This is a genomic window from Mesorhizobium sp. M6A.T.Cr.TU.017.01.1.1 (assembly GCF_004023115.1).
GTDB lineage: Bacteria > Pseudomonadota > Alphaproteobacteria > Rhizobiales > Rhizobiaceae > Mesorhizobium > Mesorhizobium mediterraneum.
Genome location: NZ_RZTA01000147.1, coordinates 1 through 13,617 on the forward strand (window position 1 = coordinate 1; position 13,617 = coordinate 13,617).

Sequence of the window (13,617 nt, forward strand, 5' to 3'; positions counted from 1 at the left end):
GCAACGGAAGATTTCTTGCCGGCTCTGGTGAGCGGCAGCGAGATGGCGGATGTTGCCATCGTCGATACCGAGCGAGGTGGGGACGTCGACGCCGCGATACCGCATGTGCTGCTGTCCCTTCAAGCGGACCGTGAGCGGGCGGCGGGCGCGGTGTTCGCCGTGTTGCCGACGACGGCGGACGAGGTGCTGATCGCTGCCGCCGCGCGGCTGGCGGCGGCTGGCTATCGGATCTCGGGCGAGAGCCGCCCTTTGTCCGATCGGCATGACGACTTCGCCTTCCATGACGACGACCTGTCCGACGAGGAGCCGGTCGACGACAGGGCCGGCCGGCCGGCGCTTTCGCCGCGCGAGAGCGAAGTGCTGGCGCTTTTGGCCGAGGGCGCACCCAACAAGGTGATCGCGCGGCGGCTGAACATTTCCGTGCACACGGCGAAGTTCCACGTCGCGGCGATCCTGGTCAAGCTCGGGGCGGCCAACCGCACCGACGCGATCGCCATCGCCATGCGGCAAGGCCTGGTGCTGGTCTAACTTGTCCGTCCAAGCCGACGCAGCGTAACGCACATCCGGCGTGTTGGGCCTTGCGCCGCATGCAACTGCCGCGCAAGGATCACGCCTGTGATGTCGCAAGGGAGGCGGAAGGATATGTCGCTCAAGGGAAAGACGCTGTTCATCTCCGGCGGGTCGCGCGGCATCGGGCTGGCGATCGCGCTGCGCGCTGCGCGCGACGGCGCCAATGTGACGATCGCGGCCAAGACCGCCGAACCGCACCCGAAGCTGCCGGGCACCATCTATACGGCGGCGCAAGAGATCGAGCAGGCCGGTGGCAAGGCGCTGCCGGCATTATGCGACATACGCGAGGAGGAGCAGGTGGCCGAGGCGGTCGCCCGGACCGTCGAAAAATTCGGCGGCATCGACATCTGCATTAACAATGCCAGCGCCATCCAGCTTACCGGCACGCTGGAAACCGACATGAAGCGCTACGATCTGATGCACCAGATCAACACGCGCGGCACGTTTCTGGTTTCCAAAATGTGCATTCCGCACCTGAAGTTGGCTGCCAATCCTCACATCTTGAATCTGGCGCCGCCGCTCGACGTGAAGGCCAAATGGTTCAAGAACCATGTCGCCTATACGATGGCCAAATTCGGCATGTCCATGTGCACGCTGGGCATGAGCGCGGAGTTCGCTCGGGACGGCATCGCCGTCAATTCGCTGTGGCCGATCTCGACGATCGATACGGCAGCGGTGCGCAATCTCCTGGGCGGGGCGACGGTGGCAGCGATGAGCCGTTCGCCCGACATCATGGCCGATGCCGCGCATGCGATCCTGCTTAGGCCGTCGCGCGAGGCGACCGGCAATTTCTACATCGACGAGGAGGTGCTGCGCGCCGAAGGCGTCAGCGATTTTTCGATCTATGCGCCTGATGCGACAGGTCCGCTCGCCGGTGACTTCTTCGTGCCCGACGAGGTGTTTGCCAATTCGGAAACCAACATCAAAAGTATCTACTGACGGGCACCGGGCGCCGCTCTCACTCCTCGGCCTTGTTGGCTTTGAGGCGGAGGGCCACCGTGAGGAATTATCTGGGCCTCGCAAGGCTTCAGTTCAACACCGAGCCCGAAACGAAAGCCCCGCCGGGGAGGGGACACCGGCGGGGCTCATGTGTCCCGCTGGAGTCGGGACAGGGCAGGGAAGCCCTATACAGAATCTGGGGTGGACGACCTCGCGATTCAATCCCTGGTCAAAATCGCGACCTACATTCTCCTTTACCCTCGGCTCATTCCCGGAAATCGCCCATCCCGGTGAAACCGGGGTGGGCTACGTCTTCCCGTATAGATTCCAGAAACCAGTTCAGGTTTCTGGAATCGTTGCTTTAAAGTTGGCCATGGTCTTTCCGAAAACCGGTTTCCACTTTTAGGGACCATGGCCTAATTCGCGCTAGCGACCGGCGCCACCAGCGAGGTGATGCGGCGGATGGCGACGCGACGGTTCTCGCGATTAGGCTCCGACGTGTTGACCTTGAGATACTCCTCGCCATAGCCCTGTGTCGTCAGGTTCTCCGGCGGGATGCTGAAGGCATTGGTCAAGGCTTCGGCGACAGCCTCCGCGCGACGGTCGGATAGAGCGAGGTTCGCCTCCGGCCTGCCGACGGCATCGGTATGGCCTTCGATCAGGAAGGTTTCCGCCGGGTTCTTCTCGAGCAGCTTCTCCATCGCGCTGGCGACGCCTTCCAGTTTCTGCACCTCGGTTTCGGGGATCGAGGCTGAGCCGAATTCGAAGTTCAGCGTGTCGAGGTCGATGCGGCGGGCGATGTCGCGCACGCGGGCCGAGCGCTTGACCTCGTCGATCGAGTAGAGGCGCTGCACCCGCTCCACCGGCGGCTGTTCGAGGAAGGTATAGTAGTCGCCCGGATCCTCGATGTCTTCGGCGTCCAAAATGTACTCCTCGCGCGGAATGTCGATCCGAATCGGCGGCAGGTCGTCGCCCGGATCGCGCCAGTCGCTATCGTCGTGATAGTACCGCTCGTCGACATAGCTCAGCACATATTCGCGTCCGTCGGGCGCGATGCGTGAACGCTGGATGACGTCGCCGTAGCGGTTGCGGATGGTGACGATCTGGATTCCGTTGTCACGCTCGACGATTTCCCGGGTGCGATCGCCCGACAGCTCCTCATAGTAGACGTTCCTCGCGCCACGGTGCATGCGCGGGGCATCGTCGCTTTCCACGATCGTCTGGTTGTTGAACTGGAGGATAACGCGGTCGCCGAGTTCCCTGACGACGTCGACCCCGCGCGGGCGTGGACGGCGGCGAATGTCCTCATCGTCGGGCGCACGCTCAACGCGTTTGCCCTTTTCCTCCGTCACCGGAACCATCCTCTCAAGGTTGAGCTCCTGCTGGGCCGCCCTGTCGTCGGTGGGCGGCGGTCCCTGGTCGACGGGAGCCGGCTTCGGGGCTTCCGCCTGCTCGCCGTTCTGCTGGGTGGGCTGACCGCCCGCGTCCTGGCCGCCCGTCTCTTGCGCGTTGTCCCTGCCGCCTCTGCGCTTGCGCACGGCATCCTTCTGGCTGTCGAACACGGGAGCCTCGCCCTGGGCCGGACCTTCCCCTTCGGCGGGCGCGGCCTGTTCGCCCTCGGCGGGCTGCTCGCCGGTTGTGGGCTGCTCTCCCGTCACCGGCTGTTCGCCGATAGGCTTCTTGCCGCGCTTTCTGGCTTGGTCCAAAGGCTGTTCGCCCTCGGCAGGAGCCGCTTGCCGGTCGGTTGGAGTGGGAAGCGGCTCGGCCTGCGGGGCAGGCTCGCCGGCGGGTGTTTCCTTCTTGGCCGGCTGTTCGGATGGTGCGGCTTCGATCTGCTGATCCTGGTCCCGCTTCTTCCTGCGCGGCGTGACCTGCTCGTTGTCATTTGCAGGTGCGGCCTTTTCGCGAGGCGCCGCCTGCCCGGCGGGCTCTTCGGCGGGTGCGGCCTCGATCTGCTGTTGCTGGTCGCGCTTCTTCCTGCGTGGCTTGGGCTGCTGTTCGTCGTTCGCAGGCGCGGCCTGTTCGGCTGGCTGTTCGGCGGGTGCGGCTTCAATCTGCTGTTGCCGGTCGCGCTTCTTTCTGCGCGGCTTGGGCTGCTGTTCGTCGCTCGCAGGCGCCGCCTGTTCTGCTGGCTGCTCGGCCGGTGCTGCTTCGATCTGCCGGTCGCGCTTCTTTCTGCGCGGCTGGAGTTGTTCGGCTGGCTGATCGGCCGGTGCTGCTTCGATCTGCTGTTGGTCGCGCTTCTTTCTGCGCGGTTTTTGCTCTTCGGCCGGGGCGGCCTGTTCGGCGGGTGCGGCTTCAATCTGCTGCTGCCGGTCGCGCTTCTTTCTGCGTTGATTGCCCTCTTGCTCGTCCCCGGAAGGCGCCGCCTGCTCCATGGGAGCTGATTCGCTCTGCCGCTCGCGCTTCTTGCGAGGCCTCTGCTCCGGTTCCGCCTGCTGTGCGCAGCCTTCCGCCGACTCGCCTTCGGGGCAATTCGATTGCGCCAGGATCAACGGCGTTGCGGCACGCTGCGGCGGGCCGAACGCGGCGTTGCCTTGCAGCGGGAATGCGCCCAACGGCGCGGACGCCATCAACAGGCCAAGTGCCGTGCCTGCCAGAATCCGTGGTTGGCGTTTCATTAGAAATCCTCCTTTTGGCGTCCCATCCCGGCCCAAACTGTTCATCAACCGGATTGGTTCCGGTTAGCGGGCATTAACGGCCGCGAAGGGCGATTGGCCGGCGTTTTGAAGGCGACTTCGTGTCATTCCTATGGTGCTGGCAGGGTTTACGCCTGTCGTGGTGCTTGACCTTGGCGCCAGCGGGGGCCACATCCCGTCGATGGAAACGCCGTTCTGGAAAACCAAGTCGCTCGAAGCGATGACGCCGGCCGAGTGGGAATCGCTTTGCGACGGCTGTGGCAAATGCTGCCTGTCGAAACTTGAGGACGAAGACAGCGGCGAGATCTACTGGACGAGCGTCGGCTGCCGGCTGTTCGATGCCGAAACTTGCCGCTGCTCGGACTATGCCAACCGGCTGGCGCGGGTCCCGGACTGCGTCGGGCTGACGCCGCAGAATGTACGCACCATCAGCTGGCTGCCCAAAACCTGCGCCTACCGGCTGGTCGCCGAGGGCCACGATCTCTACTGGTGGCACAGGCTGGTGTCGGGAAGTGCCGAGACGGTGCATGAGGCCGGCATTTCGATGCGCGGCCGCGTCAGCGCCAGCGAGACCGATCTTGCCGAGCCGGACGACTATTTCGAGCACATGCTGGACGATGAGCCCTAGGTTCCGGGCCTTAAGTCCCGGAACCGGCTGCGCGACAGGGCGTTTCTGTCGAGATGGTTCAGAACCGGCCAAATAGTTCAGTTCAGAACCGGCCAAATGGTTCAGAACCGGCCAGATAATTCAGAACCGGCCAGGATTCAGAGCCGGATTGCGGAGAAGACTGCGCAACGATTTCTTGTTGCCACATGAACCCGAAATGAACGGCCGGTTCGTAAAAAGTTCAGATACGCAGGCGCATTCTCCTCCCCATCGGTTCGACCAAGGCGTATTGGTTCTCGGCCCATTGGTTCGATCAGACGGGCGGAAGCCCTGAACAAGGAGAGAAGACAATGTTCAACACGATCAAGACGGCGACCCTTTCGGCGCTTATCAGCCTCGGCACGCTTGCCGCTATCCCCGCCACTGCTCATGCAGATAGCATCTATCTCGGCTTCGGCAATAACGACGATCCGCGCGTCGGCGTCTATACCGGCGACGACGATGGTTTCTACCGCGAACGCCGCCGTGACCGCGACCGCTACTGGCGCCGGTCCTGCTCGCCGGAGCGCGCTGTCAACAAAGCCGAGCGCATGGGCCTGCGCCGCGCCCGCATCATCGACGTCAACCGCCGTACGGTCAAGGTCGCGGGCCGTCAGTATGGCGATCGGGTGGTGATCGTGTTCGCCAACGAGCGCGGCTGCCCAGTTATCTACCGGTAAGTGTTCGGCACGTTGCCGACCGGCAACGGCGGTCTTGTTTAAGGATGATCTTTCCGAATCCGCTTCGGAAAGGATCAGCTCAGAAGCATGATCTTCTGCGAAGATCAGCTTGGACATGACCGTCTGCGAAGGTCGGTCTGGAGACACGACCTTCTGCGAAGGTCGGTCTGGAGTAGCAGAGCCCCTTTCCGCTGAGACGGAAGGGTGCGGCTCGAAAAAACCCCGGAGGATCAGTCCTCCGGGGTTTTTTGATGCAGTAGGATCGATGTTGCCGGTTGCCCGCGCTTCAGCCACGCTGAACTACGGGCCGGACCTTCAGGCGACGGTCACTTCAACTCGAAAGTGACGGTGACCTGCACCGTGTAGGAATTCTCGCCGGCCTCCACCGGAACCGATGCGCGGGCCGCGTCGAAGGCCTTGGCGTTCATCGGTATCGGCGGCGGCGCGACGTTCTGGTCGGTGATTTCCAGCACGCGCCCGACGTTGACGCCGGCGGCTTCGGCCAGCGTCTTGGCCTTGGCCATGGCGTCGGCGACCGCTTTTTTGCGGGCTTCGGCGACGGTGGCAGCCGGGTTCTCGTTGGAAAACGAGATGCCGCCGCCCTGGTTGACGCCGAGCGATACCGCCTTGTCGAGAATCTCGCCTGTTTTGTCGATGTCGCGGATACGCACCGAAAGTGTGTTGGTCACCTGGTAGGCGATGAGTTCGGCTTCCTGGCTGCCGTCCGGCTTGTTGGTATAGTTGTAGCGCGGGCTGATCTGGATGCCGGCTGTCTGCAGGTCGCGCTCCTTGATGCCAGCCGACTTCATAGCTGCGATCACGGATGCCATGGCGTCGTTGTTGGCATCGAGCGCGGCGCGCGCGGTCTTGGCTTCGCGCATGACGCTGAGCGTCAGCAGCGCCAGATCGGGGGCCGCGGTCGCTTCGCCTTCGCCGGTGACGATGATGCGGGGCGGGGGCGGCGAATCGGCCGCGCCGGCCATCGCCGGAAAAGCGATTGCGGCGGCGAGCGCCAAGGGCAAAAGATGTCTGGTCATAAAAATCTCCTCGGTCTGCGATCCAGTCGCGCTTGTCGACTACCGCGTCGGCCCGAAAATCGGAATCGATTTCGGAAAGCACGATGCGTAGATTCAAAGCGTTAGAGCGTACTTTGTGCGTCTAAGTGGACGCACGTCGCTCTAATGTCTGAATATGGGCTGATTTGGGCGATCTCGGCCAGCCAGTTAGGAAAGCCTTGTGCGGCTCGGGGAAAAACATTAATCCAGCCGCGTGTGGGGCCTGTAGCTCAATGGTTAGAGCCGGCGGCTCATAACCGCTTGGTTGGGGGTTCGAGTCCCTCCGGGCCCACCAAAATATTAAATATGAATTACTTACGCTTAATTCTTCGAGATCGAATTGAACGTTGTCGGTTAAGTCCGCTAGTTTTGAAGGAAATGGTTTTGGGCCCGTTCGTCAATTTTCTCCGTCTCGTTGATGGCACCCGTCACACCTAGCTCCAGACCCCTGGTTTCAAAAGACCTTGGAACGATGCATGCGGCAATCGGCGGTAACGACGTGCAATTAGGCGGTTCTGCCTTCGGCCGAAGGCTCAAAAGACTCCAAAGCGCTCGTCATTCGGCTGATCTCGGGCCGATCGAGTCGCCGATGGTGCTGCAAAGTGGCTTGTCCGCCGGGAACGGCAAGGGGCCCGGGTCGTATTGCTCGAAGCCTATTCGCTCCCCCCATAGCCGCGCGTTTCCTTGCTATAACCAGAGTTGGACTCATTCACTCATAAGGTGCAGCGCGTCCTGCTTAACGATTTCGACGCAACGCAGGTTAATCAAACGAATGACGCCTCTTTCCTTCAGCTTGGTGAAAACCCTCGACACGGTCTCGATGGTGAGGCCGAGATAGTCGCCGATATCCATACGAGACATCGGCAGCTCGACCTGGCGCAGATCCCCTTGGCGCTCCGCCATATCGACCAGGAACGCCGCGACGCGCTCTGTGGCGTTCTGGCGACCTAGAACCAGGAGGTGTTCCTGTGCTCTTGTCAGGCCTTTGAGCGCCAACGGCAGCAGTTGACCAGACATGTCAGCCCCAGCGGCAAGACGAAAGACGCGGATGCCAGTGGCGTTGACCGCTTCGGCGAAGAAATGATGCGTCGTGCCGGCTTCGAAGCCGAAAGTCTCTCCAGCCAGGTGGAAAGCACTGATCTGCCGGCGGCCGTCGGCGAGCAGGCGATAGATGCGCACGGCGCCAAACTCGACCTGGTAGAAGGCCCCAGCCTTTTCCCCCTGAGCATAGATTTCGGCACCAGCGGAGAAGAAGCTGAGTGGCTGCAGCAGTGCCGGATGGAATACCTCCGACGGGTGCGGCTGAGGCGTCCGTGACTGTGCTGCGATTCGCGAGGTCGTGTAGGCGTGCATGGCTGTTTCCCCGGTTAATCCGTGTCACAGCAATCGCCCGAATCCGCAGGCTGCGAAATTCGGTTATGTCCCTACGGGGAACTACCTAGAGCCAAGTCACAGACGTGGTGGAGAATCTGAATGGGCTCAGACGCCACACAGCGCCATGGCGAAATAACCAACTGCGGCAGCTATCAGGGTTGCACCGGCCAAAGGCAACCAGAACCCGATCGGACCGGCAGATACCGCCAATGACAGGCGGCCGATCGCGTTTGCCGCCAGCGCCACCAGCACGGCCTGCCCGATCGTCTCGGCGGGAACCGACTGCTTGACCAGACGCAACGCACCGAGCACCGAGACATCAACATCGAACGCACCGGCTAGCGCCGAGGTCGCCAGCAAGCCGCGCTCGCCAAATTGAGCTGCCAACGCTGCACTCGCAGTCGCGACGATTGCAAAGAGCAGAGCGAAGAGCAGCAGCGGACCCAATTCGAATGGGTTTCGCGCAAGCCCGCCACTTTTGCTATCCTCGCCGCTGCGGATCAACAGGATTGCGCCGCAGGCAGCGAAAACAAGCGCAGCAGCAATGGCCGGGATACCGACCGACGTAAACACGCTTGGCTCGATGATCAGAACCACGGCACAAACACGCAGCACCGAAACCATCGCAGCCAGCGAAGCTGCTCCGGCGAGTGGCAGAGCGTCGCCCGCTGACGCGGCGTTGCGGGCAAGCGCCGCGGTCACCGCTGTGGACGAAACGATTGCACCAACGAGCGAGCTGACAAGCAGACCACGTGTGGTTCCGAGAACGCGGACGGCAACGTAGCCGGCGAACGAAATCGATGCCATCAGCACCGTCAGGAACCAGATTTCCCAGGGGTTGAAGCCGCCCCAAGGATCCATCGTCCGGTTTGGCAGTAAGGGCAAGACGATCGCCGTCATCACCGCCAGGATCAGCGCCGAGCGCAGTTCGATCCAGGTCAGTCGCTTCAAGAGCCCGTGCAGGATCTCGCGACTGGCAAGGACCGCCGCAAGTGCAGCCCCTCCGGCAGCGGCAACACGATAGTCACCGGCGACCGATAGCGCACCGAGTGCGAAAACGCCGAGCGCGGCGATCACTGCCGTAACGCTGAAATCCTTGTCATGAGCCGCCTCGCGCGCCTTGTACCACGCAAAGATCGCGGCGAAGGCGACAAATCCTCCCACCAGCACTGAAACCGCGCCAAGCGCTTCCGCCAGAGCTGCGAGAATGCCGCCGAGCAAGCCGGATATGCCGAAAGTGCGAATTCCAGCCGTACGGCTGCGGTCGGGAGCGCCTCGCTCCCGCCAGCCACGTTCCAGTCCGACGAGCAGGCCAATTGCCAAGGCCAGTCCCAGCCGGGCGATGAGTGGATCCATGGGCGGCAGTTTACTCGCCTGCTTCCCTGCCCGACACCTGCTGGATCAGGATTCGGAAGAAAACATGCGGCGCGCTGTCTGAAATCGGAGGTATCACGGGTTTGAGGGCGCCTGGCTCCCACCAGTTCGCGTATTTGCTTAGCACAGTCCATGCATGGTCGCGCTCAGCCTTGTGACCGACCCTATCAGGCAGCTCTTCGTATCGGCCGTCGACAACAACGCTTTTCCATCCTCGACCTTGGCCGTGTTCGTCGACCTGGACGCACACAAGCGGATTGGCTCGCATCCAGTCGATCTTCTTGCCAGGCATCGAGAACGCGTACAGATGGTTGTCTGCATGCGCATAGTATAACGGCACGACATAGGGTTGCCCGTCCTTCGCGGACGCCAGGCGGCCTACACGATTTGCTGTCAGCAATTTCGTACATTCCAGCGCGGAAAGTGTGCGGATCAGCATCGGTGCGATCTCCTACGTCTCGCGGCCTGCTGGGTGCTTTCGGCCCGGCTCGCAGGCGGCGAGGCGCATAGTCGCGCATTCGGCGACTCCGGAAAATGATCCAGATCAAGGCGCGCTTGCTGTCTCTGCGCATCCTAGGCGGATGTGGAAGCCAATCCTAAGCGCTCCGTTTGGTCGCAATCTCGAACTGGCTGTCTTCGACGAGGATGGCGAGCATGCGCTCGTATTTCCCTGCATACGAGGGACGGAGGGCTGGAAGAATGCCGCGACCGGTGCGCGTATCGACATCCGTCCGACCCATTGGAGAGAGTGGGCGCCGGAGCGGGTTGCGGCCGGCAAGAGCGACGCCCTTAGCGACCACCCTTAGGCTTGAGATTCGACAATCAGTGCCATCCGCACGAGATGCGACAGGCTGCTTGCATTCATCTTGCTCATGACATTGGCGCGGTGGATCTCGACTGTTCGTGGGCTGATCCCCAAATCGTAGGCGATCGTCTTGTTGGGCAGGCCCGACACCAACCCGTCCAGCACCTGCTTCTCCCGCTCCGACAATGTCGACAAGCGAGCACGTATCTCGGCGGATTGAGGGTGAGCTGCATGGACCTGGTTGCGGTTGCCCAACGCAGAGCGGATCGCATCGATCAGAATAACGTCGTCGAAAGGTTTTTCGATGAAATCGGCGGCACCTTCTTTCATCGCCTGAACGGCGAGCGCAACATCGGCATGACCGGTCATGACAATGACCGGGATCGAATGTCCGCGGGATCTGAGCTGTCGCAGGAACTCGATCCCGTCAATGCCGGGCATGCGAACGTCCGTCACGATACAGCCGTCGAGATTGCCCGTCGCTGTGGCCAGAAAAGCCGACGCCGATTCGTATAGGCGCACGGCGAAGTCCGCCGTCGCCAGAAGAAAACCAAGCGACTTGCGAACCTCGACGTCGTCGTCGACCACATGCACAAGATCGTTACTGGCCATTGGCGACTTCTTCCTTCTGCACGATGCGCAGGGTAAACCGGAAAGCGGTTCCTCCAGCGGGCATTGCCTCGGCCCAGATGTGACCACCGTGCGATTCGACGATAGTGCGGCAAATGGAGAGGCCAACGCCCATGCCCTGCTTTTTGGTGGTGACAAATGGCTGGAAAAGCTGAGCCGAGACCTCCGGCGCCAGGCCCGTGCCAGTGTCGATCACACTCACCTCGGCCATCCCGTCATCCCTGGCAACGGTCGTCACGTGCAACTCGCGGCGTGGGACGCCTTGCATTGCCTCGACCGCGTTGCGCATCAGGTTGAGCAAAACCTGTTGAATCTGGATGCGGTCCGTCAAGACGAGTTCGGCTGCAGGATCGAGTTGGTAGGTGACGCGGACATCAATTTCCCTTGCGCCGACCAGGGCCAGCGAAGCGGCTTCCTCGATCAGCGCCGGCAGACGTTCAATCTGCCGCTCGCTCTCGCCTCTCGCGACGAAGTCGCGAAGGTGGCGAATGACATCTCCGGCCCTCAAGGCCTGTTCCGCTGCTTTTTCGACGGCCTCCCTCAACATCGGCGCGTTCTCTTCCGTGCTCTTTTCGAGAAGCCGCCGGCTGCCTTTGAGGTAATTCGTAATGGCCGTGAGCGGCTGGTTGATTTCATGTGCCAACGTCGAGGCCATTTCGCCGAGCGCGGTAAACCGCGCCATATGGAGAAGCTCCTGCTGCTGCTCCTGTATTCTGGCTTCTGCCTTGTGGCGTTCGGTCAGGTCGCGGCAGAAGCCGGTAAAGAAGCGGCCGGTCCCGGGATGCATCTCACCAACCGAAAGTTCCATGGGAAAGGTCGAGCCATCCTTGCGCATTCCCGTCACCGTGCGGCCGAGCCCGATGATCCGGCGCTCTCCGGTGGTAAGGTAGCGGTGCAGATAGGCGTCATGCTCTTCGCGATAGGGCGACGGCATCAGCAGACTGACATTTTGACCGAGGACTTCGCTGGACTGGTACCCGAACAGTGTTTCGGCAGCCGTGCTGAAGGACTGAATACGGCCTTGTTCGTCGATGACGACCATTGCGTCGGGCACCGTCGCCAGGATCGAGCGCAAATGATCTTCGCGCAATCGAAGGGCGGCGTTTGCATAGGAAAGCTCGCTGACGTCCGTGCCTTCGACAAAAATAGCCGTGATGCGACCATCCTCGGCCTTGATGGGCTGATAGACGAAATCGAGGATATGCTCTTCGGTCGGCTCGTCATCCTTGTTGCGAAGAGCGACTTTCACCCCCCGGCCAATATAGGGTTCACCAGTTGCGTATACCTGGTCCAGCAGTTCATAGAAGCCTTGGCTTTCAAGCTCGGGCAGAGCCTCGCGTACCGACTTTCCAATGACCTGCCGTTCACCGATCAGGCGCTGATAGGCGGCATTGGTCAATTCGAAGACATGACCCGGCTCACGCATCAACGTCATGAACCCCGGGGCCTGCTCGAACATCAGGGAGAGCCGGTCGTGATCGGCCGTGGCCGGCCCTTCACCGCGAGCGCCGGTTGATAAGTCACGTGTTTGTTTGTCGTCCAAATGAAGTCCTTTGATCGGGGAACCCGCAACGCAGTCTAGTTATCATTCATCGCTTTGCTGCACATCTCTTCCAGCAATGCAAACCGATCAAAACAGCGAGCCGCGGCCGATTGGGTAGGTAGCGTTTTTTGACTCGCATCAAGGCGTCGAGTGCCGGCGGATGCACTTCATTATCGCATTCAAGCGCTCCAGCGAAAGGCGACCGCGATGTCCTACAAGTCAATTATTCTAAACCTTGCCGTAGATGCACCTCCTACATCCATGGTGAAGTTGGGGATCGAGCTTGCGGAACGCTTCGGGACTCACCTTATCGGCCTGGCGGCTGCAGACGTCCCGCCGCTCGTCGCGACCGGCGACGGCATGGTCTATGAAGGCGAGATCATGCAGATCCAGCGGACGGAAATCGAAAAGCGGCTTGCCGAACTGCGTGCCGAATTCGAGAGGCTGGTTCCTGCTTCGATCAGCAGCGAATGGGGGCAGGAAGTCTGCAACCCGACCCGCTTCCTTAGCGTCTCCGCCCGCGCGGCCGACCTCATCGTTACCAGCGGCGAGGAGGGAGAAAATGTCTATCGCGCCGTGGATGTCGGGAGCCTTGCTCTCGGCACAGGCCGGCCAGTCCTTGTCGCCGCAAGCAATGTCGAACATGTTTTGGCAAAGACCGTGTTGGTCGCCTGGAAAGACACCAGGGAGGCGCGACGGGCGATAGCGGATGCATTGCCTTTCCTGGCCCGGGCCAATGAGGTCATCGTCGCCACGATCGATACCGACCGCAGCGAAAGCGCCCGATACAGCCTCGCCGATGTCGCGGCTTATCTAGAAAACCATGGCATCATGCCACAAACAGAACTGCTCACTGGCGAGGCGGATGGCGACCATCTGCTGGCGTTTGCGCGCTCGATCCACGCTGATCTGATCGTCTCCGGTGCTTACGGCCATAGCCGCCTCCGGGAATGGGCCTTCGGCGGCGTCACCCGCACGCTGATCGAAGACAACGGCATCAATCGCTTCCTGTCGTATTGAAGGTCTGTCGAACCCACTCACCGCCCTAATCGACGGGCCGGAATCAACCCCATCCGGCACCCGTTTTCGTCGAAGATGGCGCTGCTTTCGCGCTCTGAAGTTGCAACCGACAACGCACCCGTTTGCAAGATCCACTGTCGAGTCGGCAACGGAGCATCCTGTTGACCAAGATCAATGTCGTCAGCCGCCAATGTAGCAATGATTGCCAAAATGCAGGAGTGAACGACATGACGTTTCTCGACTACCTGATTTCGATTGACGCCAGGACGGCCTTGATGGGCCGCATGATGCGGAGGCTCGGCGTCGACAGACAATTGAAGGTCGTGGCGGACCATGCAGCCG

12 protein-coding genes, 1 tRNA gene and 1 pseudogene are annotated in these 13,617 nt (G+C 61.5%); 7 read left to right on the plus strand and 7 right to left on the minus strand.

Going from position 1 to position 13,617, the window contains the following annotated elements:
- Both EOB36_RS30120 and EOB36_RS30125 read left to right on the plus strand, forming a co-directional pair.
- Positions 1–528: helix-turn-helix transcriptional regulator (locus EOB36_RS30120; protein WP_206637224.1), on the plus strand; the 528-nt coding region annotated here is incomplete at its 5' end.
- 114 nt (positions 529–642) lie between these two features.
- The gene (locus tag EOB36_RS30125; RefSeq protein ID WP_126105369.1) at positions 643–1,509 is read left to right on the plus strand and encodes an NAD(P)-dependent oxidoreductase; all 867 of its coding nucleotides are present in this window, start codon (positions 643–645) and stop codon (positions 1,507–1,509) included.
- A gap of 416 nt (positions 1,510–1,925) precedes the next feature.
- Here EOB36_RS30125 and EOB36_RS30130 read toward each other — a convergent pair whose 3' ends face one another.
- On the minus strand, positions 1,926–4,130 hold the full coding sequence (locus EOB36_RS30130; protein WP_128286313.1) for an OmpA family protein: 2,205 nt from the start codon (positions 4,128–4,130) through the stop codon (positions 1,926–1,928).
- 199 nt (positions 4,131–4,329) lie between these two features.
- Between EOB36_RS30130 and EOB36_RS30135 the strand changes: the two genes are divergently transcribed.
- Both EOB36_RS30135 and EOB36_RS30140 read left to right on the plus strand, forming a co-directional pair.
- Positions 4,330–4,776 carry a YcgN family cysteine cluster protein gene (locus EOB36_RS30135; protein WP_095489233.1) on the plus strand — a complete coding sequence of 149 codons (447 nt, stop codon included), beginning with the start codon at positions 4,330–4,332 and terminating at the stop codon, positions 4,774–4,776.
- Between the two features lie 329 nt (positions 4,777–5,105).
- Entirely contained in the window at positions 5,106–5,474 is a 369-nt protein-coding gene (locus EOB36_RS30140) for a hypothetical protein (RefSeq protein WP_095488958.1), read from the plus strand.
- Between the two features lie 326 nt (positions 5,475–5,800).
- On the opposite strand, the gene EOB36_RS30145 is transcribed toward EOB36_RS30140, so the two are convergent.
- A complete protein-coding gene (locus EOB36_RS30145; protein WP_095488959.1) occupies positions 5,801–6,511 on the minus strand; it encodes an SIMPL domain-containing protein in 711 nt (236 codons plus the stop codon).
- A gap of 237 nt (positions 6,512–6,748) precedes the next feature.
- Here EOB36_RS30145 and EOB36_RS30150 point away from each other — a divergent pair.
- Positions 6,749–6,824: transfer RNA gene (locus EOB36_RS30150), tRNA-Ile, on the plus strand.
- Between the two features lie 410 nt (positions 6,825–7,234).
- On the opposite strand, the gene EOB36_RS30155 is transcribed toward EOB36_RS30150, so the two are convergent.
- The 5 genes from EOB36_RS30155 to EOB36_RS30180 form a co-directional block, all read right to left on the minus strand.
- A complete protein-coding gene (locus tag EOB36_RS30155) occupies positions 7,235–7,882 on the minus strand; it encodes a helix-turn-helix domain-containing protein (RefSeq protein ID WP_126105371.1) in 648 nt (215 codons plus the stop codon).
- 126 nt (positions 7,883–8,008) lie between these two features.
- Positions 8,009–9,259, minus strand: a complete 1,251-nt coding sequence (locus EOB36_RS30160) for an MgtC/SapB family protein (RefSeq protein ID WP_128286314.1) — start codon at positions 9,257–9,259, stop codon at positions 8,009–8,011.
- Positions 9,260–9,269: 10 nt separating this feature from the next.
- On the minus strand, positions 9,270–9,716 hold the full coding sequence (locus EOB36_RS30165; protein ID WP_128286315.1) for a pyridoxamine 5'-phosphate oxidase family protein: 447 nt from the start codon (positions 9,714–9,716) through the stop codon (positions 9,270–9,272).
- A 363-nt stretch (positions 9,717–10,079) separates the two neighbouring features.
- Positions 10,080–10,694, minus strand: a complete 615-nt coding sequence (gene fixJ, locus EOB36_RS30175) for a response regulator FixJ (protein ID WP_095488964.1) — start codon at positions 10,692–10,694, stop codon at positions 10,080–10,082.
- Positions 10,684–12,171, minus strand: coding sequence for a PAS domain S-box protein (locus EOB36_RS30180; RefSeq protein WP_245467937.1), 1,488 nt, complete (start codon positions 12,169–12,171; stop codon positions 10,684–10,686). The genes fixJ and EOB36_RS30180 overlap by 11 nt, the downstream gene beginning before the upstream one ends.
- 291 nt (positions 12,172–12,462) lie before the next feature.
- Between EOB36_RS30180 and EOB36_RS30185 the strand changes: the two genes are divergently transcribed.
- Together EOB36_RS30185 and EOB36_RS30190 are read left to right on the plus strand one after the other, a co-directional pair.
- The gene (locus EOB36_RS30185; RefSeq protein ID WP_128286316.1) at positions 12,463–13,275 is read left to right on the plus strand and encodes a universal stress protein; all 813 of its coding nucleotides are present in this window, start codon (positions 12,463–12,465) and stop codon (positions 13,273–13,275) included.
- A 161-nt stretch (positions 13,276–13,436) separates the two neighbouring features.
- Positions 13,437–13,617, plus strand: a pseudogene (locus tag EOB36_RS30190) (hypothetical protein); the annotation flags it as partial.